The organism is Microbacterium barkeri (assembly GCF_027921765.1).
GTDB lineage: Bacteria > Actinomycetota > Actinomycetes > Actinomycetales > Microbacteriaceae > Microbacterium > Microbacterium barkeri.
Genome location: NZ_BSEJ01000021.1, coordinates 16,556 through 36,215, shown reverse-complemented (window position 1 = coordinate 36,215; position 19,660 = coordinate 16,556). Strand labels below are relative to the sequence as shown.

At 72.3% G+C, this 19,660-nt stretch carries 19 protein-coding genes and 1 tRNA gene; 3 read left to right on the top strand and 17 right to left on the bottom strand.

The annotated features are described in order from the left end of the window. Positions 1-18: 18 nt before the first annotated feature. The 5 genes from PKE79_RS15855 to serS form a co-directional block, all read right to left on the bottom strand. Positions 19-1,302: an LCP family protein gene (locus PKE79_RS15855; RefSeq protein ID WP_271174674.1), complete on the bottom strand. Its 1,284-nt coding sequence runs from the start codon at positions 1,300-1,302 to the stop codon at positions 19-21. 13 nt (positions 1,303-1,315) lie between these two features. Further along, a complete protein-coding gene (locus PKE79_RS15850; RefSeq protein ID WP_271174673.1) occupies positions 1,316-2,635 on the bottom strand; it encodes an LCP family protein in 1,320 nt (439 codons plus the stop codon). A gap of 60 nt (positions 2,636-2,695) precedes the next feature. Next, a tRNA-Ser gene (locus PKE79_RS15845) sits at positions 2,696-2,780 on the bottom strand. A gap of 93 nt (positions 2,781-2,873) precedes the next feature. Continuing rightward, on the bottom strand, positions 2,874-3,722 hold the full coding sequence (locus PKE79_RS15840; RefSeq protein WP_271174672.1) for an HAD family hydrolase: 849 nt from the start codon (positions 3,720-3,722) through the stop codon (positions 2,874-2,876). Further along, positions 3,719-4,984 (bottom strand): serine--tRNA ligase, encoded by a 1,266-nt coding sequence (gene serS / locus PKE79_RS15835; RefSeq protein WP_271174671.1) that lies wholly within the window; start codon positions 4,982-4,984, stop codon positions 3,719-3,721. Before serS ends, PKE79_RS15840 begins: the two co-directional genes overlap by 4 nt. Before the next feature lie 58 nt (positions 4,985-5,042). Here serS and PKE79_RS15830 point away from each other — a divergent pair, with 58 nt between their 5' ends. Further along, positions 5,043-6,041, top strand: coding sequence for a diacylglycerol/lipid kinase family protein (locus PKE79_RS15830; RefSeq protein ID WP_271174670.1), 999 nt, complete (start codon positions 5,043-5,045; stop codon positions 6,039-6,041). 4 nt (positions 6,042-6,045) lie between these two features. On the opposite strand, the gene cls is transcribed toward PKE79_RS15830, so the two are convergent. From cls to PKE79_RS15795, 7 genes are all read right to left on the bottom strand, one after another. Beyond that, positions 6,046-7,506: a cardiolipin synthase gene (gene cls / locus PKE79_RS15825; protein ID WP_271174669.1), complete on the bottom strand. Its 1,461-nt coding sequence runs from the start codon at positions 7,504-7,506 to the stop codon at positions 6,046-6,048. Positions 7,507-7,568: 62 nt separating this feature from the next. After that, positions 7,569-8,549 carry a cation efflux transmembrane domain-containing protein gene (locus PKE79_RS15820; protein ID WP_271174668.1) on the bottom strand — a complete coding sequence of 327 codons (981 nt, stop codon included), beginning with the start codon at positions 8,547-8,549 and terminating at the stop codon, positions 7,569-7,571. After that, on the bottom strand, positions 8,546-9,061 hold the full coding sequence (locus PKE79_RS15815; protein WP_271174667.1) for a transglycosylase SLT domain-containing protein: 516 nt from the start codon (positions 9,059-9,061) through the stop codon (positions 8,546-8,548). The genes PKE79_RS15820 and PKE79_RS15815 overlap by 4 nt, the downstream gene beginning before the upstream one ends. Beyond that, the gene (locus tag PKE79_RS15810; protein WP_271174666.1) at positions 9,061-9,513 is read right to left on the bottom strand and encodes a DUF4383 domain-containing protein; all 453 of its coding nucleotides are present in this window, start codon (positions 9,511-9,513) and stop codon (positions 9,061-9,063) included. Before PKE79_RS15810 ends, PKE79_RS15815 begins: the two co-directional genes overlap by 1 nt. Positions 9,514-9,604: 91 nt before the next feature. After that, on the bottom strand, positions 9,605-10,717 hold the full coding sequence (locus PKE79_RS15805) for an FAD-dependent oxidoreductase (RefSeq protein WP_271174665.1): 1,113 nt from the start codon (positions 10,715-10,717) through the stop codon (positions 9,605-9,607). Further along, positions 10,714-11,421, bottom strand: coding sequence for a methyltransferase domain-containing protein (locus tag PKE79_RS15800; RefSeq protein WP_271174692.1), 708 nt, complete (start codon positions 11,419-11,421; stop codon positions 10,714-10,716). The genes PKE79_RS15805 and PKE79_RS15800 overlap by 4 nt, the downstream gene beginning before the upstream one ends. After that, positions 11,421-12,572, bottom strand: a complete 1,152-nt coding sequence (locus PKE79_RS15795; protein ID WP_271174664.1) for a type III polyketide synthase — start codon at positions 12,570-12,572, stop codon at positions 11,421-11,423. Before PKE79_RS15795 ends, PKE79_RS15800 begins: the two co-directional genes overlap by 1 nt. Positions 12,573-12,741: 169 nt before the next feature. On the opposite strand from PKE79_RS15795, the gene PKE79_RS15790 reads away from it, so the two are divergent. After that, positions 12,742-13,155: a CBS domain-containing protein gene (locus tag PKE79_RS15790; protein WP_271174663.1), complete on the top strand. Its 414-nt coding sequence runs from the start codon at positions 12,742-12,744 to the stop codon at positions 13,153-13,155. Between the two features lie 52 nt (positions 13,156-13,207). Here the strand turns inward: PKE79_RS15790 and PKE79_RS15785 are convergent, their stop codons facing one another. From PKE79_RS15785 to PKE79_RS15775, 3 genes are read right to left on the bottom strand one after another with little or no spacing between them, the layout of a single operon-like run. After that, entirely contained in the window at positions 13,208-14,884 is a 1,677-nt protein-coding gene (locus PKE79_RS15785; RefSeq protein ID WP_271174662.1) for an alpha-amylase family protein, read from the bottom strand. Next, positions 14,881-15,858 carry a TIGR03557 family F420-dependent LLM class oxidoreductase gene (locus PKE79_RS15780; protein WP_271174661.1) on the bottom strand — a complete coding sequence of 326 codons (978 nt, stop codon included), beginning with the start codon at positions 15,856-15,858 and terminating at the stop codon, positions 14,881-14,883. The genes PKE79_RS15785 and PKE79_RS15780 overlap by 4 nt, the downstream gene beginning before the upstream one ends. 43 nt (positions 15,859-15,901) lie before the next feature. Next, positions 15,902-16,090 carry a hypothetical protein gene (locus PKE79_RS15775; RefSeq protein ID WP_271174660.1) on the bottom strand — a complete coding sequence of 63 codons (189 nt, stop codon included), beginning with the start codon at positions 16,088-16,090 and terminating at the stop codon, positions 15,902-15,904. 145 nt (positions 16,091-16,235) lie between these two features. On the opposite strand from PKE79_RS15775, the gene PKE79_RS15770 reads away from it, so the two are divergent. Further along, a complete protein-coding gene (locus tag PKE79_RS15770; RefSeq protein ID WP_271174659.1) occupies positions 16,236-17,363 on the top strand; it encodes a DUF4192 family protein in 1,128 nt (375 codons plus the stop codon). A gap of 2 nt (positions 17,364-17,365) precedes the next feature. Here the strand turns inward: PKE79_RS15770 and lysS are convergent, their stop codons facing one another. Both lysS and PKE79_RS15760 read right to left on the bottom strand, forming a co-directional pair. Continuing rightward, a complete protein-coding gene (lysS, locus tag PKE79_RS15765) occupies positions 17,366-18,883 on the bottom strand; it encodes a lysine--tRNA ligase (protein WP_271174658.1) in 1,518 nt (505 codons plus the stop codon). A 69-nt stretch (positions 18,884-18,952) separates the two neighbouring features. After that, the gene (locus tag PKE79_RS15760) at positions 18,953-19,657 is read right to left on the bottom strand and encodes a DUF2520 domain-containing protein (protein ID WP_271174657.1); all 705 of its coding nucleotides are present in this window, start codon (positions 19,655-19,657) and stop codon (positions 18,953-18,955) included. Between the last annotated feature and the right edge of the window lie 3 nt (positions 19,658-19,660).

Below are 19,660 nucleotides of genomic sequence, written 5' to 3'. Positions count from 1 at the left end.
GGTGCTGCGAACCGCGGCTCAGAGCACGCCCCGCCCGTTCGAGCAGGTGACCTGGCTCGCATCCGACCCGCGCACGTTCGCACCCAGCTCCCCGCTCGCCGGTGTGCCGGCGGGGGCGGGCGTCGGCGCGGCCGAGGGCGCCCCGGATGCGGGCGTCTCCTCCGGAACAGGCGTCTCCTCGCCCTCGGCGAGGACGGCGCCGCCGCCCGTGTCACCCGTGATCTCGAGCGGGACGTTCTGCGCGAGCGCCGTCCACAGCGCCTCTGCGGACGCCTCGTCGGGCGCGACGCGGTTGCTGTTGTACAGGTCGTCGACGACCGGGTACTGGACGAAGGTGAAGTCGGAGAGCGGGACGTCCGCCGCGGCCATCCCGATCTGCGCGAGCTTCACGGGGTCGGTGAGGCTCGATGACGGACGCACGCTCTCCAGCGTCGTCCGCGCGAGCGAGAGGACCCTCCCGGCGTCGCGCAGCACCGCGTCGCTCATGAGTGTGCGGACGAGCGCGGTCATGTACACCTGCTGGTTGCCGATGCGGCCGAGATCGCTCCCGTCGCCGACGCCCTCGCGCGTGCGCAGGAACTCGAGCGCCTGCTGTCCGACGAGGGTGTGCTGACCGGGTGCGAGCGCCAGACCCGTGTTCTTCTCGTCGTAGATGCCCTTGCCGCCGACGCACACCTCGACGCCGCCGATCGCATTCGTGATCTCGATCACGCCGCCCCACGTGATCGACGCCGCGTAGTCGATCTGCAGCCCCGACAGCGCCGAGAGCGCGTTCGCGACGCACGGGATGTCGCCCCGCTGGTAGAGCTCGTTGAGCTGGATGCGATCGACAGCGGGCGCGGTGCCGCCCTCAGGGAGAGAGCACTCGGGCGCGCTGAGCATGAGGTCGCGAGGGAAGCTGATGACGGTGACCCTGCGCGGCTCCGGCGAGATGTGCATCACCAGGTTGACGTCGTTGAGGGCGCTCGCGCGCGTGGTCTCGTCGTACGTCACGCGTGGGTCGCACCGCCCCGGGAAGAGATGCTTCGTCTCCTCCTCGCACGCGTCGAGCCCGGCGAAGAGGATGTTCACGCCCTCGTCGTCGAGTGCTCCGATGTCGGGCGGCGCCGATTCCTGCCCGTCGAGCACCACGGCGTCCTCGCTCCACGCCGAGGAGAAGTCCCACGCCGCGTAGGCGGCGACACCCGCGCCGCTGACGAGCGCGACCGTGAGCGCGACGCCGAGCACTCGGACGAGCTGCCGCATCGGCCCTGGCGTCCGCAGCAGCCCGTGCTGCGCGATCGTGCCCCGCCGCTGCGCCATCCGCGTGTCCGGCTCAGCCGACGCCGTTGGAGCAGGTGACCTGGCTCGCGTCGGAGCCGTGCACGTTGGCGCTCAGCTCGCCACTCGCCGGGGTGTCGGTCGGGGCCGGCGTCTCCGTCATCGAGGGCGTCTCGGGCGTCGTGGTCTCGACGGGCGCCTGCGTGTCCTCGGGAGCGGGGGTCTCCGCTCCCTCCTCGCCCTCCGCGAGGATGGCGCCGCCGCCGGTGTCGCCCGTGATCTGCAGCGGGACGTTCTGCTCGAGGGCCGCCCACAGCGCCTCGGCCGAGGCGTAGTCCGGAGCGACGCGGTTGCTGTCGTACGGGTCGTCGACGACCGGGTACTGCACGAACGTGAAGTCCTGCAGAGGCACGTCCTTCGCGGCCATCGCGATCTGCACGAGCGTGACCGGGTTCGTCAGGCTCGACGACGGGTCGACGTTCTCGAGCGTCGTGCGCGCGAGCGTGAGCAGCGTGCTGGGATTGGACAGCACCTCCTCGCTCGTGAGCTTGCGCGCGAGCGCCGACATGTACACCTGCTGGTTGCTGATGCGGTTGAGGTCGCTGCCGCCCACGCCGTAGCGCGTGCGGAGGAACTGCAGGGCCTCGACGCCCACGAGCGTGTACTTCTCCGACGGCGGGATCTCGAGGCCCGTGTGCTCGTCGTAGATGCCCTCTCCGCCGACGCACACGTCGACGCCGCCGATCGCGTTCGTGATCTCGATCACGCCACCCCACGTCACGGTCGCGCCGTAGTCGATCGTCTGGCCCGACAGCTCCTCGATCGTCTTCACGATGCAGCCGAGGTCGCCGCGGTAGTACGCCTCGTTGAGCTGCGTGCGCGAGAGCGCGGAGGCGACGTCGCCCTGCGGGTCGGTGCACTCCGGCCCCTCGACCATGAGGTCGCGGGGGAAGCTCACGACCGTCACGCGACGCGGCTCGGGCGAGATGTGCACGAGCATGTTGACGTCGTTCAGCACCTGCTCCCGCGACTCGGGGTCGTACTCAGACCCTTCAGGGCATCGACCGTTCCCGAAGTACTGCTTGTACTCCTCCTCGCACGCGTCGAGACCCGCGAAGAGGATGTTCACGCCCTTGTTGTCGAGCTCGCCGATGTCCGGCGGGGCGGCCTCCTGCCCCTCGAGCACGACCGCGTCCGCGCTGAAGGTCGCGCCGAAGTCGTACGCGGCGTAGCCGACCACGCCGAACGCGCTCACGATCACGACGGCGAGGGCGACGCCGAGCACGCGCAGCAGCTGCTGCACCGGTCCGGGCGAGGAGAGCTGCCCGTGGCGGGCGATCGTGCGCCGCACGGTGTGCTTCGGGGTCTCGCTCACTCGAGTCCTCTCGGGCTGGGACGAACGGTGCTCCGACCTCGGGGCGCGCGCCCCGCTCTGCGGAGGGTGTGGGATTCGAACCCACGGGACATTGCTGCCCACCGGTTTTCAAGACCGGATCCTTCGGCCGCTCGGACAACCCTCCGTGCCCCCGCTCGCGCGCGGACTGGCGTCGAGTCTAGTCGACCGGCCTTCCCGCTATTGTCGACGCGGTCCCTGGGCGAGCCCTGTCAGCGCCTCACGCGATCGTGGACGTCGCGGCGCCCAGCTCCGAGAGCGCGGCGGCCACTCCCCCGCCCTCGACGGGCAGGGTCAGCTGCGTCGCGCACTCCTGCACCTCGTCCGGCGCCTGGCCCATCGCGATGCCGCGACCGCCGCCCTCGTGCGCCCAGGTGAGCATCTCGATGTCGTTGCGGCCGTCGCCCATCGCGACGACGCGCGAGGGGTCGACCTCGAGCCACTCGCGCACCTTCTCGAGCGCTGTCGCCTTGTTGACGCCCTGCGGCGCGATGTCGAGCCACGCGGACCAGCCGACCGAGTAGGTCACCTGCTGCAGCCCCATCCGCTCGACGAACGCGTTGAACTCGTCGCCGTCGTGCTCGGGAGAGACGACGACCACGCGGGTCACCTGCAGGCCGAGCATCTCGTCGAACGCGACGTGGCGCGCGCCGGGACGGTTGAGGTCCCAGTCGTCCATGTACTCCGTGAAGAGGCGCGTGCCGTCGGCGAGCTCGACCATGTAATTCGCGCCGGGGAGGTGCTCGCGGATGAACCGCAGGGCCTCGGTCGCATCGAACGTCTCGATCGTGTGGCGAATGTACCCGGTCGGGTCATCGGGGTCGCGCGACATGATCGTCGCCCCGTTCGCGCACACGACGTACGGCGGCAGGATGCCGAGATGCGTCATCACGGGATGGGTCGACTCCCAGCTGCGCCCGGTCGCGAGCGTCACGAGGTGCCCGCGCTCGGCGGCCTCGGCGACCGCCTCCTCGACGCCGGGGCTGTACGAGCCGTCCTCGAGCAGCACCGTTCCGTCGATGTCGAGCGCGATGAAGAGGCGCTCCTCCTCGGGCGCGGGGATCGTCACGCGATCGGCTCCATGACCTCGAGGCCGCCGAGGTAGGGGCGCAGCGGCTCGGGCACGACGACCGAGCCGTCGGCGCGCTGGTGCGTCTCGAGCAGTGCGACGATCCAGCGGGTCGTCGCGAGCGTGCCGTTCAGCGTCGCGACGTGCTGCGTGCGGCCGCCCTCGGGGCGGTGGCGGATGTCGAGACGTCGCGCCTGATAGGTCGTGCAGTTCGACGTCGACGTCAGCTCGCGGTACGCGCCCTGCGTCGGCACCCAGGCCTCGGTGTCGAACTTGCGCGCGGCGCTCGAGCCGAGGTCGCCCGCCGCCACGTCGATGACGCGATACGCGAGGCCGAGCGAGGTGAGCATCTGCTCCTCGAGCGCGAGCAGGCGCTCGTGCTCGGCCTCCGCGTCCTCGGGCGCCGTGTAGACGAACATCTCGAGCTTGTTGAACTGGTGGACGCGGATGATCCCGCGGGTGTCCTTGCCGTGCGAGCCCGCCTCGCGGCGGTAGCACGTGGACCATCCGGCGTAGCGGATCGGACCGCCCTGCAGGTCGAGGATCTCGTCCTTGTGGTATCCGGCGAGCGCGACCTCGCTCGTGCCCACGAGGTAGAGGTCGTCCTCCTCGAGACGGTAGATCTCGTCGGCGTGGGCGCCGAGGAAGCCCGTGCCCGCCATGATGTCGGGCCGCACGAGGGTCGGCGTGATCATCGGCGTGAACCCGTGCTCGAGGGCGGTGTTCAGCGCGTAGTTCATGAGCGCCAGCTCGAGGCGCGCGCCGATGCCCGTGAGGAAGTAGAAGCGCGCACCCGAGACCTTCGCGCCGCGCTCCATGTCGATCGCGCCGAGCTTCTCGCCGAGCGCCAGGTGATCGAGCGGCTCGAAGTCGAACGCGGGGATCTCGCCCACGCGGCGCAGCTCGACGAAGTCGTCCTCGCCGCCTTCCGGCACGCCCTCGATGACGACGTTCTGGATCGCGTCCATCGCCGAGCGGAACGCGGCCTCGGCGTCGTTCGCGGCGGCCTGGGCGGCCTTCACACGGTCCGCGAGCTCCTTGGCCTGCGCCACGAGCGCGGCCTTCTCGTCCTTGGGGGCCTTCGCGACGGTCTTGCCGAACGCGTTCTGCTCGGCGCGCAGCTCCTCGAACGCGGTGATCGCCGCACGGCGCGCCGCGTCGGCGGCGAGGGCCGCGTCGACCGTGTCGGGCGAGCTGCCGCGCGCGACCTGAGAACGCTTGATGAGCTCGGGGTCTTCGCGGAGGAGTACGGGGTCGATCACCCTACGAGTCTAGGCGCGGGGCGCGCCCGGGCTCGCCGCCCCCACTTAGAGTGTGACCATGACCGCCCCCGCCGCCTCCGCGCAGCGGGCCGCGCTGGTCTACAACCCGGTCAAGGTCGCCTCGTCCGACGCCCTCCGGTCGGCGGTCGCGCTCGTCTCCCACGAGGCGGGATGGCTTCCGCCGCTCATCTTCGAGACGACGATCGAGGATCCGGGGCAGGAGGCGACGCGACGGGCGCTCAGGGAGGGCGTCTCGGCCGTGCTCGTCGCGGGCGGCGACGGCACGGTGCGCGCGGTCGCCGAGGCGATGAACGGGACGGGGGTGCGGCTCGCGATCGTCCCGAGCGGCACGGGCAACCTCCTCGCGCGCAACCTCCGTCTCCCCCTCGCCGACCCGGCAGAGATGGTGCGGGCCGCGGTCGACGGCGACACGGTCGCGATCGACCTGGGCATCGCGCGGCTGCGCCGCCCCGACGGCGCCGTCGAGGACCACGCCTTCGTCGTGATGGCGGGCATCGGCCTCGATGCGGCGATGATCGCCAACACGAACGCGAAGCTGAAGAAGCAGGTCGGCTGGGTCGCCTACGTCGACGGCGCCGCGCGGTCCCTCCCGGGCGCCGAGCCGTTCCGCGTCGTGTACCAGCTCGACGGCGGCCGCCTCCACGCGGCCAAGGTGCAGAGCGTCCTCTTCGCGAACTGCGGCGCGCTCCCGGCCGGCATCGAGCTCATCCCCGGCGCCTCGGTCGCCGACGGCCAGCTCGACATCGCGATCATCCAGCCATCCGGCCCCTTCGGATGGCTCGGGGTCTTCCGCAAGGTGTGGTGGGACAACTCCGTCCTGCGGCGCTCTCGGCTCGGCCGCCGCGTCGTCGAGCGACGCAGGGACACGTCGGTGCGGTTCCTGCGCGGCGAGGGGATCGAGACCGCGTCGGTCGACGTGCAGCCGGTCGAGCTCGACGGCGACGAGTTCGGCGAGGCGACGCGCGTCTACTGCCGCATCGAGAAGGGCGCCCTGCTCATGGCCGTGCCGAAGGGGCACCCGACCGACCGGCTCTGACCGATCACTGCAGCGCCGACGTGAGCCGCGCGAGGTTGTCGAGCACCCGGCTCCCGAACGGCCGGCGCACCCAGTCCACGAGCGAGAGCCGCGTGCTGCGGTCGCGGTAGTCGTCCTCCACGCGGCGCAGCTGCTGCACGAACTCCTCGCCGCGCACGAGCAGCGAGACCTCGAAGTTGAGGCCGAACGAGCGCATGTCCATGTTGCTCGATCCGATGACGGCGACCTCGTCGTCGATCGAGAGCGTCTTCGTGTGCAGGATGTACGGCGGCGGGAAGAGGTAGATCCGCACGCCGGCCCGCAGCAGCGCCTCGTAGTAGCTCCGCTGCGCGTGGAACACCATCGCCTGGTCGCTGATCTCCGACACGAAGAGCTCGACCCGGACGCCCCGCGAGACCGCCGCGCTGACGGCGAGCATGAGCGCCTCGTCGGGGACGAAGTACGGGCTGATCATGATGATCTTCTCCTGCGCCGCGTACATGAGCCCGAGGAACAGGCGCAGGTTGTTCTCGACCTCGAACCCGGGTCCCGAGGGCACCACCTGGCAGTCGAGGTCGCCCGACCCGGCGTCCATCTCGCGCAGGTCGACGCCCGCCGGCGTCTCGCCGGTCTCGCTGTAGTAGTCGCTCAGGAAGACCGCGTCGACGCTCGAGACGACGGGCCCGTCGAGCCGCACCATGAGGTCGACCCACTGCAGGCCGCGCTTGATGTTCGCGCGCACGTTGTAGCTCGCGTCCGTGACGTTCTGGGAGCCGAGGTACGCGACCTCGCCGTCGACGATGAGCAGCTTGCGGTGGTTGCGCAGGTCGGGGCGCTGCCAGCGGCCGTGAAGCGGCCGCAGCGGAAGGAGGTAGTGCCAGTCCGCGCCCATCCGCTCGAGGCGGTCGCGCGTCCGGCGATGCAGCGGCTTGGAGAGGTTCGCCCAGTGGTCCATGAGCACGCGCACGGGGATGCCGCGCGCGCACGCCTCCTCGAGCGCGCGGAAGAAGTTCTCCGTCGACCGGTCCGACTTGAGGATGTAGAACTCCACGTGCACGTAGCGCCGGGCCGAGCGGATGGCCTCGGCCATCTCGTCGAGGCTCTCCTGGTATCCCGTGACGAGGCGCACGCCGTTGTCACCCGAGAGCGGAAGGGCGCCGAGCTCACGGTTCATGCGGACGAGGGACGTGAACCACTCCGGCTCGTGCGGCCGCAGCGTCCCGCGCTCGAGGTGCTCGTTCGCCTCGCGCAGCACGGCGTTGATCTCGGTCTGCATCCTGCGGCGCTTGCGCGGCAGACGCGGGTTGCCGATGAGGAGGAAGAGCAGCATGCCCGGGATCGGCAGGAGGAAGATCGCGAGCAGCCACGCCATCGCCGAGGTCGGCTTGCGGTTGCCGGGCACGACGACGAGCGCGAGGATGCGGACGATGATGTCGACGACCGTGTAGACACCGAACCAGAACGCGGAATTCGCCCACCAGTCCATCGGCATCCTCCTCGTCCCCGCCAGCCTAGCGAAGCGGGGACCGAGCCCCGCGCCGCGCCGACTCAGCGCGCCGGGTCGGCTTCCTCGGGGAGCACGTCGACGGGGATGACCTGCACGTCGCGGATCTTCCAGTCGAGCGCCGCCACGGCCTGCGACGCGCGCACGAGCCGGTCGACGGCGACCCGGCCGCGACGCGGGATGACGAAGGCCTCGATGTGGAGGACCTGCCCCTGGTCGCGCATGCGCACGGCGGCGTCCTCGATCCAGCGCAGGGAGCGCAGCCGCGTCACGGCCGCGGCCGCGAGCGGATGCGGGGCCGCGTCGTCGTAGGTGAGCGCGCGGCGGTCCATGAGGTCGACGACCGCGGAGCGGGTGTTGCGCACGCCGTCCCACACGATGCCGACGGAGATGAAGAGGGCCGCGGCGCCGTCCAGCCACCAGATGCCGATGCCGACGCCGAGCACGCCGACGATCGACGCCGCGTTCGTGTGCCAGTCGGCCTTCGCCATGTCGGCGTCGGCGTACAGCAGCTTGTTGTGGAGCACAGGCGCGAGGCGCGCCTTGGCCGGGCCGTAGAGGAAGACCGGGCCGACGACGATGACGACCATCACGGCCACCATGAGCCAGCCGAGCCAGACGGTGTGGCCGAAGAGCCGCACCGTGCCGATGGTCGGATGCTCCTGAGAGGCGAGCCCGACGACTGCCTCGACCGCGAGGTTCAAGCCGACCGTGAGCAGGGCGACGCCCGCCACGAGGTGGCCCACGCCCATCGCGCGGTGCTTGCCGAAGGGGTACCGGCGCGAGGGCGCGCTGCGCACGAACGGCAGGGCGACGAGGAAGGCGAGCTGGGGGATGAGGGACAGCATGTCCTCGATCCACGCGGTCCGCATGGCCTGCGAGTTGCCGACCACGAGGGCGACGAGGGCGATCGTGACCGTCGTGTAGCAGATCGTGAAGATCTCCCAGCGGACGGCGCTGCGCAGCGCGCCGCGCTGCTCATCCGGCAGGTCGGCGCGGCCGAAGCGCCGCCAGGTCTCGCTCATCCGCCGACCTTCTCGTCGAGGTGGCTCTCGAGCGCCGACAGGAGCCGGTTCTCGCCAAGCGGGACGAGCATGACGATCGACCGCCCCTCGGCGCCCGGCACGCCGGGGTAGCCGCGCGTGACGCCGACCCGGTCGACCCACGGCGTCTGATCGGTGAAGCCGCCGACCGCGAGGTCGATGCTCCCGCGCTCGAGCAGGCCCACGAGGGACTCCTCGCTCGCCCATGTCCACTCCACGCGCGCCCCGACCTCGTCGGCGAACCCCTCCGCGAGGTCGGCGAGGGGCCCTTCCGCCGCGCCGCCCGGCCCCTCCTCGACGAGGCCCTCCTCGTCCGTCGCCCCGACCTCGAGCACGCCGTCCGCGATCACGCGGTCGAGCGTGCCGTCGGGGTCCTCCGGAACGCGCAGGCCGCATCCGGGCGCCGCGAGGAGCGCGCCGATGGCGAGCCCCGCGCACAGCGCGCGAGCCGCCGCCCGCGCACGGCGGACGGCGGCTCGCGCGTGCCTGGACATCAGATCCGGTTGCGCGCGTCCCGCCCGAGGAAGACGCCGAGCGCGATCATCGCCACCGCGAGGACGAGGTGGAGCCAGTTGTCCGCTGCGTTGAGGGGGACGAAGTTCGCCGCGTGGTCGTGCGGCACGACGAGGCCGTACACCCAGAGCACCGCGTACAGCGCGCCGCCCACGATGAGGTAGCCCTTCGACCCCGGCGCCGACCCGGCGAGCGCGAGCCCGGCGACGCCGAACATGACGTGGACGAGGTTGTGCAGGACCGACACCTGGAAGATCCCCAGCAGCATCGCGCCGGACGTGTGCGTGGCGAATTCGAGCTGGTCGGTCCCCGTCGTGATCCCGGGGATGAACCCGGCGATGCCGACGAGCAGGAACACGATGCCGAACACGAGCGCGGCCTTCTGGATGGCCGTGCCGGCGTATCGGACCCTGTTCACGGTTCTGTCGCTCATTCTTGTGTCTCCTCTGCTGCTGTGATTGCCGTTCCCCCAGGCAACCGCGCGCGGCGCACCCGCGGCAGGGGGTTGACACCGCGCCGCCGCGTCAAAGTCCGCGCATCGTGAAGGCCGCGCTGAGCGCTCCGCGGAAGGGCGCGGATGAGAGCGCGCGCACAGCGACGTCGCGCACCGCGAGCGCCGCGCCGGCGCGGGGCGCGCCCATCGCCATGTTGAAGCGGGCTCGGCGCATCGCGCGGCGCGCGGCGGCCCTGCGCTCCTCCGCCCAGCCGGCCCAGGGCTCCTCCCCCTCGGCTCCCCGCGCGCGGGCCGCGGCGAAGGCCTCGGCGAGCGCGAGCGCGTCGAGCCATCCGAGATTCATCCCCTGCCCGCCGATCGGGCTGATCTCGTGCGCCGCATCGCCCACGAGCGCGATCCGTCCCCGCGCGAACGCGCGCGCCATCCGCTGCCGCGCGGCGAATCGGCTCGGCTCCTCCAGCCCCTCGAGGTCGACGCCGATGCGCTCGCGCACGAGGGCCGCGAAGCCCGCCGCCGTCTCCGGGCCCGTGTCGTCGTCGACGCGCAGGACCCATCGGCGTCGGCCGCCCGGGAGCGGGAACGACTCCACGACGCCCTCGCGCTCGAGGTGGAGGAGCGCCGTCTCGGGCTGCCCCGTCGTGTCGTCGGCGTCGCCCATGACCCACCGCGTGTCGGGATCGCGGCGCTCCCACCCGATCCCCGCGGCCGTGCGGACCGCGCTGCGCGTGCCGTCGGCGCCGACGACGGCACGGGCGCGCACGATGCCGTCATCCGTCCGCAGCTCGACGCCGTCCGCGACGGAGCGCAGGCCCCGCACGCTCTCGCCGCGACGGAGCGCGCCGGGGTCGAGCGCGCGCAGGCGCTGCACGAGGAGGGCCTCCGTGCGGTGCTGAGGGAGGGTGCGGACGGGCTCGTCGAACGCGAGCGCGCCGAGCATCCGGCCGTCGCGGAGCGCCTCGCCGCCGCGCACGAGCGCCGCCTCGCCGCGGACGCGGTCGCCGACGCCCGCCGCGTCGAGCGCCGCGAGCCCGGGCGGATGGATGCCGATCGCGCGCGTGCTGGCGGAGGGCGCCTGCGCCCGCTCGAGGACGACGACGTCGGCGCCCCCCTGCGCGAGCAACGCGGCGACGAGCAGGCCCACCGGCCCCGCGCCGACGATCGCGGCGTCGTGCACGCGCGTCATGCCTCGCGCACCGCCTCGACGCGCGCGGGCCATCCCCTCTCCACGCGCCAGCCCGTCGGGACGAGCTGCGCGAGCTCGCGCGCCGTCCGGCTGCGGCGGATCGATGTGAGACCGTCCTCGCGCAGGAACGTGCCCCGCAGGACGAACGGCACGAAGGGCAGCGTCCCGATCCAGAACGCGAGGTACGCACCCCGCGAGCGCTCGATGTCGCGGTGGACGGCGACGCCGCCCGGTCGCAGCAGCTGCGCGGACTCATCGAGGAGCGCGGTGACCTCCGCGTCGGAGAGGTGGTGGAGCACGTGGTTGGACACGACCACGTCGAAGCGCTCACCGGTCGCGATCACGGCCGCCGCATCCATCTGCCGCACTCGCAGCCCGCGCCCCCGAGGACCACGCGCCGCGAACGCGAACGCGCGCGGGTCGGGGTCGATCGCGAGCACGTCGAGCCGGCCGCGCTCGCGGCGAGCCCATCGGCACACCGCGCGAGGGAAGTCGGCCCCGCCCGTGCCGATGTCGAGGAGGCGCACGTCGCCCTGCCTCAGGCGCGGCGCGATCCAGCGGCGGTACGTCGCTCGCGGCGACGCGACGACCGCGTTGACGAGGCCGAAGCGCGCGTAGGTCCGCGCGAGCCGCTCCGGGTCGCAGTGCGGGTCGTCCATCCGCTCGGTCGCGACGGCGTCGCGCACGGCGAGCCGCCCCGGCATCACGAGCCCCGCAGGGTGAGCAGCGCCGACTCGACCGTGAGGCCGGGGCCGAACGCCATCGCGACGACGCGCTCGCCGGCCGATGCGGCGGGCGAGTCGAGGATGTGCCGGAGCACGAAGAGCACGGTGGCGCTCGACATGTTGCCGAAGTCGCGCAGCGTGGCGCGCGCGGGCAGCAGCTGCGCCTCGCTCAGCTCGAGCGCCGACTCGACCTTGTCGAGGATGCTCCGGCCGCCGGGATGGATGGCCCAGTGCGGGATGGCCTCGCTCGCCCGCCGCTCGTCGAGAGCGCGCTCGAGACGGGGCTCGGGTGCGAAGAGCGGACGCACGGCTCCCGTCACGTGCTGCCCGAGGATCGCGGGGACCGCGTTGGAGAGGACCATCTCGAAGCCGTGGTCGCCGATGCGCCACGCCATGTCGCTCTCGCCCTCGGGCGCGACGCGCGACGCGAAGCGCTCGAGCTCGAAGCCGGGCTCGTGGGCCGAGACGGGGCGGGAGGTGACGAGCGCCGCCCCGGCTCCGTCGCCGAAGAGCGAGGTCGCGACGATGGTGTCGGGGTCGTTCGAGGTCCGCAGGTGCAGCGTGCACAGCTCGACGCTGATCACGAGGACGACGGCGTCGGGGTCGGCCTGCGCGAGCTGGCTCGCGAGCCGCAGCGCGGGGAGGGACGCGTAGCAGCCCATGAAGCCCAGGTGGAAGCGCTGGACGTCGGCCGGGAGGCCCAGATCGCGCGCCACGACGAAGTCGGGCCCGGGCGCGTAGAACCCCGTGCACGACACCGTGATGACGTGCGTGACATCCTCGGCCGAGAAGTCCTCCTGCTGCGCGAGCGCGGCGCGGCCGGCCTCGACGTAGAGACGGCTCGCCTCGACCGCGTAGATGTCGTTGCGCAGCTTCGTGCCGGGAGAGGCGAGCTCGCCCGTGGTCGGGTCGTAGAAGCGGCGCTCGGCGCCCGGCTCGGCCGTGCGGTCGCCGAGCTCGGTGAGAACGGTGTAGCGGCGCTCGATGCCCGAGACGCCGAACGACGTGCTGACGATCCGCTGCGAGAGGCGGGTGAGCCCCGGCTGCGCCGCGAACACCTCCCTCACCTCGTCCTGATGGAGCACGGTCGGCGGCACGACGGTCGCGAGGCCGGTCAGTGTGACGGTCATGGCGCGACAGTATCCGCGGCCGCGGGCCCGCGACAGGGGGTTGCGCGCGGGCGGCGCGGGATGCTCGTCGCGAGATCACGCGATCCGGATCTGTCAACCGCCCTGCCCGGCGCTCTCGCGCCTCGTATCGTCGCCCGCGAACACGGAATGAGAAGAGAGAGGAGACATCATGACCACGGCACGCGACATCATGACCCCGTCGCCGCGCTGCGTCGGCGAACACGAGTCCCTCACCGAGGCGGCGCGGCTGCTGGCCGACCTCGACGTCGGCTCGCTGCCGATCTGCGGCGACGACGGCAAGCTCAAGGGCATGCTGACCGACCGGGACATCGTCGTGAAGGGCCTCGCGAAGGGAGCGGACCCGGCCACGACGACCGCGGGAGAGCTCGCCGAGGGCAAGCCCGTGACGGTCGACGCGGATCAGGACATCCGCGACGCGCTCACGCTCATGCAGGACCACCAGGTGCGCAGGCTCCCCGTCATCGAGGACCACCTCCTCGTCGGCATCGTCAGCCAGGCCGACATCGCGCTCGCGCTGGCCCCCGTCGAGACCGGGGAGACGGTCGAGCAGATCTCGCTCTGACGCCATCCGCCCCGTGCCCGCTCCTCCCCGCGGGTGCGGGGCGCCCCTGCGCTCAGGGTGCGTGCCCGCGCACGGTCGGCCCCGCCTCGTCGGGGCCGATGTCGGACTCCCTGCGCAGCCGGAACCACCGGTACCCGTAGCCGTCGAGCGCGAGCTCGAGGGGGTCGCTCACCTCGAGCGGCGCGCTCTCGCCGTGCAGGTCGATGAGCACCGCGTCGTCGGCCTCGTCGAGGCGGATCCGCACGGTCGCCGGGCTTCCGCCGAGATTGTGCGCGAAGAGCGCGTCGCCCACGTCGGAGCGCATCCGGTGGACGAGGACGGACGGCGCGTCGTGCTCGAGCACCTCGAACGCGCCCCACGAGATCGCGGGCGTCGCCCGGTACGCCGCGATGATCGCCCGCATGAAGCGATGGAGCGAGGTGGGATCGCGCCGCTGATCGGCGACGTTCACGTGCTCGGGTGCGTAGCCGCCCTCGGGGAACGGCGCGACGAGCTCGGCCGCCTCCGCCGTCGAGAAGCCGCCCTGCGCGGTCCACTGCATGGGCGTGCGCACGGCCCGGCGCTTCTCGAGCGCGGGGTTCTCGCCCATCCCGATCTCCTCGCCGTAGAGCAGCGCGGTCGCTCCGGGCAGCGAGAACATCAGGCTGTACGCGAGTCGCACGCGCCGCGGATCGCCGCCGAGCATGGGCGGGAGCCGCCGCACGATGCCGCGCCCGTACACCCGCTGATCCTCGTCGGGCGCGAGCGCATCGAACACCTCGGCGCGCTCGTCCTCGGCGAGCAGCTCGAGCGAGAGCTCGTCGTGGTTGCGGAGGAAGATCGCCCAGCCGACATCGGAGGAGGGCGCCATGCGACTCCGGATGGCGCGGACGATCGGCTCGGGATCCTCGCGGACGAGCGCGAGGTACATCGCGACGTTCGTCTCGAAGTCGAACTGCAGATCGAGCTCGTCGCCTCCGGCCCCGAAGTACGGCTCCTGGCCCGCGTGATCGAGACCGACCTCGCCGAGGAGGACGGCCTGCGGCGAGCGCCGCCGCAGGAAGCGCTTGATGTCGCGCAGGTACTCGTGCGGATCGGCGACGCCCTCGTGCGGCACGTCGATGAGGAACGGGACCGCGTCGACGCGGAAGCCGTCGATCCCGAGACTCAGCCAGAACGCGATCGCCTTCGCGATCTCGTCGCGCACGCGCGGGTTCCCGAAGTTCAGGTCGGGCTGATGGCGGTAGAAGCTGTGCAGGAAGTACTGCCGCGTGCGCGGCTCCCACTCCCACATGCTCGACTCCTCGCCCGGGAACACCGTGTTGGCGTCGTTCTCGGGCTTCTCGTCGCGCCACACGTAGAAGTCGCGGTAGGGCGACGTCCGGGAGCTGCGCGCGGACTGGAACCACGGGTGCTCGTCGGAGGTGTGGTTCACGACGAGGTCGACGATCACGCGGATCCCGCGATCGTGCGCGAGCCGGATGACCTCGAGCAGGTCGCCGTGCGTGCCGTAGCGCGCGTCGACCCCGTAGAAGTCGGTGACGTCGTAGCCGTCGTCGCGGTTCGGCGTCGGGTAGAACGGCATGAGCCAGATGACGTCCGCCCCGAGGTCGGCGATGTAGTCGACCGCGCGGGCGAGCCCCTGCAGGTCGCCCGTGCCATCTCCATCCGCGTCGAGGAACGTCTCGACGTCGAGGCAGTAGATGACCGACGACCGCCACCAGAGGTCCGCGATGTTCTCCCGCCTCATGAGCCCTCCTCCAGCGCGGCGATGAGCGCGGGGGCGTCCTCCTCCACGAACCGCCGCTGATCCTTCCCGATGTGGTGCAGGTAGACACGGTCGACGCCGGCGCACAGCGCGCGCACCCGGTCGGCGATCTCGTGCGGCTCGGCCCCCGCGATGACCGACTCGGCGGGGTCGGCGTCGGACTCCGCCGCGAGCCGGTCGAAGTCCTCGGGCTGCGCGACATCCCAGGGCGAGACGCGCGTCACGGCCCCATGACGCCACTGGTCGCGCGCGAGCGCCGCCGCGTCGTCGGCGGTCCGCGCGATGCTCACGTGCACCTGGAGGCTCACCTCGCCGCGCCCTCCGGCCGCGCGGTAGGCGCCGATCGCGTCTGCGAGCGCCGATGCGTCCGTGCCCGTCGTGATGAGGCCATCCGCCCAGGCGGCGACCCGCTCGGCTGTGCCGGGGGAGATCGCGGCCCCGACGAGCAGGGGCGGCGCGGTGGGCAGGCTCCACACGCGTGCGTCGTGCACGCGGACGGCGCCGTCGTGGTCGACGCGCTCCCCGTGCAGGAGGCGGCGGATGACCGACGCGCTCTCGTCGAGACGCCGATCGCGCTCGCCCTTCTCGGGCCACGGATCGCCCGTGACGTGCTCGTTCACGAGCTCGCCGCTGCCGAGAGCGGCCCAGAACCGCCCGGGGAACATCTCGGCGAGGGTCGCGATCGCCTGCGCGGCGACGGCAGGGTGGTAGCGCTGACCCGGCGCCGTGACGACGCCGAAGCCGAAGCGCGTGAGCGCGAGCGCGGCGCCGAGCCACGACCACGCGTACCCCGAGTGCCCCTGCGCGACGCCCCACGGCGCGAGATGGTCGGAGCACATGGCGCCGTGGAAGCCGACGCGCTCGGCAAGCTGGACGGACGACAGCAGCTCGCTCGGCGCGAGCTGCTCGTGCGACGCGTGGTAGCCGATGAACATGGCCTCCAGGGTCGCGCGCACGCGGTCTGCGCGGGAGTGCCTTGACAGGCCTCGCGGCCGGGCGTTAGCCCGCTTCGCCGTCCGCGCGCGGCGGGAGTCCGCGCTTGGCGCGCTCCTCGGCCTCGATCGCGGCGTACGTGCGGCGCTCGGTGCGGTCGAATCGAAGGATGTTCCGGAGGATGAGCCAGAACACGATTGCGATCGCCACGGTGGGCGCGAGCGACCACAGCGCCGCCACCCAGAAACTGTCCACGGGCCCATCCTACGAGGCGTGGTCGAGAGAAACCCGGGCGTGAGCGGATCGACGCCGCGTGCACAGCGTCGCGGCGCTCCGTCCTGGCCTCCACAGCACCCGGCTGATCGGGGTCCGCGACCACCCGGCGCGCGAGCCTCAGAGCATGACGACGATCATCCCCGCGCGATCCGCGCAGAAGTTCCTCTCGGTCCTCCCCCACGTGTGCGGCTACGTGCCGCGCCTCAGCCTCGTCGTGGTCCCCATCGTCGACGGGCGCACCGCCGGCGTCGCGCGGCTCGATCTCCCGCAGGACGAGGAGGCGTGGGGAGAGGTCGCCGCGACCGCGCTCGGCATCGTGTGCCGCCTGCCCGACGCCGGGCGCTTCGCTGCGGTCGTGTACACCGATGACCCGTTCGTCGACCGAGACGGCGCGATCGCGTTCGAGGGGTTCATGGGCTACCTCCGCGAGCGCGCCGACCACTGCGGTGTCGAGGTCGTCGACGCGCTGTGCGTCGCGGCTGACGGCTGGGGCTCGTACCTCGACGACCCCTCGCCCGAGCACGGGCGCCCTCTCGACGAGATCGCGTTCGAGGGCGCGCTGCCCGAGGGCGTCGAGCCGACACCCGTGCGGGCCGATCAGGGCGACGGCGCCGAGCTGCCCGCGTGCGACCTCGCCGAGAAGGAGCGCCTGGGCCGCGCGCTCGCCGAGATCGACCGCGCGTGCGCGGCCCTCGGCAGCGACGGCGACGAGAGCGGCATCGCCGGCATCCATCCGCGCGCGCTCGCGACGGCATGCCTCCTCGGGCAGATCCCCGAGGTGTTCGAGGAGAGCCTGGCATGGGACGTCGAGGCCCTCGAGCCGTACCTCGCCGGCGCGGTCGCGTGGGCGCTCAACCGCCCGTTCTTCCGCGACGTCGCGCTCTCGCAGTGGAGCGCCGACATCGAGGAGGGGTACGAGACGCTGGCCTTCAACGAGCGCTGGCGGGCGGGGCACCGGGCCGAGCCGACGGGCCCCGTCCGCCTCATGGGCGAGGGCCCGCGACCCGACGCCGATCGGCTCGAGCGCGCGCTCGAACTCGTCCGCAGGCTCGCGGCGGCCGCACCCCGCGAGGCGCGCGTGGGCCCGCTCGTCGCGGCGGCCTGGCTGAGCTGGGCGCTCGGCCGGGCGACGCACGCGGCCCGCTACGTCGCCCTCGTGGCCGAGATCGACCCCGAGCACGGCCTCGCGAGCATCATCGCGTCGATGCTCGAGGCGAGCTACCTGCCGCCGTGGGCGTTCGAGCGCCCGTGACGCTACTTGACGAGCGGGAAGAGGATGGTCTCGCGGATGCCGAGCCCCGTGATCGCCATGAGCAGGCGGTCGATCCCCATGCCCATCCCGCCGGTCGGCGGCATGCCGTGCTCGAGCGCGCGGAGGAACTCCTCGTCGATGCGCATGGCCTCGTCGTCGCCGCGGTCGGCGAGCTTCGCCTGCTCGACGAAGCGCTCTCGCTGGATGACCGGGTCGACGAGCTCGGAGTAGCCGGTCGCGAGCTCGAAGCCGCGCACGTAGAGATCCCACTTCTCGACGACGCCGGGTGTCGTGCGGTGCTCGCGGACGAGGGGGCTCGTGTCGACGGGGAAGTCCATCACGAACGTCGGGCGCGTCAGGTGCTGCTTGACGAAGTGCTCCCAGAGCTCCTCGACGAGCTTGCCGTGGGTCGCGTGCGGGGGCACGTCCACGCCGTTCGCCTCGGCGAGCTTCACGAGCTCGTCGAGCGAGGTCTCAGGCGTGATCTCGACGCCCGCGGCCTCCGAGAGCGAGGGGTACATGGGCACGCGGTCCCACTGCCCGCCGAGGTCGTACTCGGTGCCGTCGGCCCACGTCACCTTCGTGTCGCCGGCGACCGCGATCGCGGCGTTCTGGATGAGCTCCTGCGTGAGGTCGGCGATGCCGTTGTAGTCGGTGTACGCCTGGTACGCCTCGAGCATCGCGAACTCGGGGCTGTGGGTCGAGTCGGCGCCCTCGTTCCGGAAGTTGCGGTTGATCTCGAACACCCGGTCGATGCCGCCGACGACCGCGCGCTTGAGGTAGAGCTCGGGCGCGATGCGCATGTACAGCTCGGTGTCGAACGCGTTCGAGTGCGTGATGAACGGGCGCGCGGTCGCGCCGCCCGGCTGCACCTGCAGCATGGGCGTCTCGACCTCGACGAAGTCGTGCTGCTCGAAGGTGGCGCGCAGACTCGCGTTCACCTTGGCGCGTGCCCGCACGGTCGTGCGCGCCTGATCCCGCACGATGAGGTCGAGGAACCGGCTGCGGACGCGGCTCTCCTCGCTGAGCTCCGTGTACATGTTCGGCAGCGGCAGCACGGCCTTGGCGGCGATCTGCCAGTCCGTCACCATGATCGAGAGCTCTCCGCGGCGACTCGAGATGACCTCGCCCGTCACGAACACGTGGTCGCCGAGGTCGACGAGCTCCTTCCAGCGCGCGAGCGACTCGTCGCCGACGTTCGCGAGGGAGACCATCGCCTGGATCCGCGATCCATCGCCCGACTGCAGGCTCGCGAAGCAGAGCTTGCCCGTGTTGCGGCTGAACACGACGCGGCCGGCCACGCCCGCGGTCACGCCCGTCTCAGCGCCCGGCTCGAGGTCGCCGTACTCCGCGCGCAGCGCCGGGATCGTCGTCGTGACGGGCACGGTGACCGGGTAGGCGCCGCCCGCGGCGGAGGCGCGCTCGGCGATCAGGCGCTCGCGCTTGGCGAGGCGCACCGCCTTCTGCTCGAACACGTCCTCCTCGGTCTCGGGGGCGTTCTCGGCGGGCGTCTCAGACATGCAAAAGCTCCTCAGGAAAGTCTGCCGTCAAGTCTAGTCAGCAGGCCTCGGCGCTCCCTGCGGGCGGGCTCAGTCCTCGGGCGGCAGATCGGGGATGGCCGGGGTCGCCTCGGTGAGCGCCTGGTCGACCGTCGAGCGCACGAGCGCGGAGAGGTAGCCGCCCGGGTTCTCGACGCCGATCCCCCGGAGCAGGCCCGTGGCCTGGTGCACGATCTGACGCGAGAACGCCGACGCCGTCTCGATCGCCTCGGCGTAGGCGGGCCGGTCGTCCTCCGCGACGACGACGGGCTCGCAGCCGAGCTCGACCGCGAGCGCCTGCGCGATCGGCAGCACGGCGGGCGGCGCCGTGACGGCGGCGTACGAGGCGGCGAGCTGACGGAGGTCGATCGTCGTCCCGGTGAACGCCATCGCGGGATGCACGGCGAGCGGGATGGCGCCCTTCTCGGCCGCGGGGCGGAGCACCTCGATGCCGAACGACGCGTCCGTGTGCAGGACGAGCTGCCCCATCTGCCACGCGCCGATGTCGGCGAGCCCCTGCACGAGGCCGGGCAGCTCCGCGCGCGGAACGGCCAGGACCACGAGCTCCGACCGGCGCACCACCTCGAGCGGGTCGAGCACCGGCACGTCGGGCAGCACGGCCGACGCGCGATCGTCGTCGGATCCGCCGGTGATGCCGGTGATGGCGTGGCCCGCGCCCGCGAGCGCGGCGCCGATCACGGGCCCGACCCGACCGGCCCCGATGATGCCGACCCCCAGACGTCCGTCTCGTCGCACGCC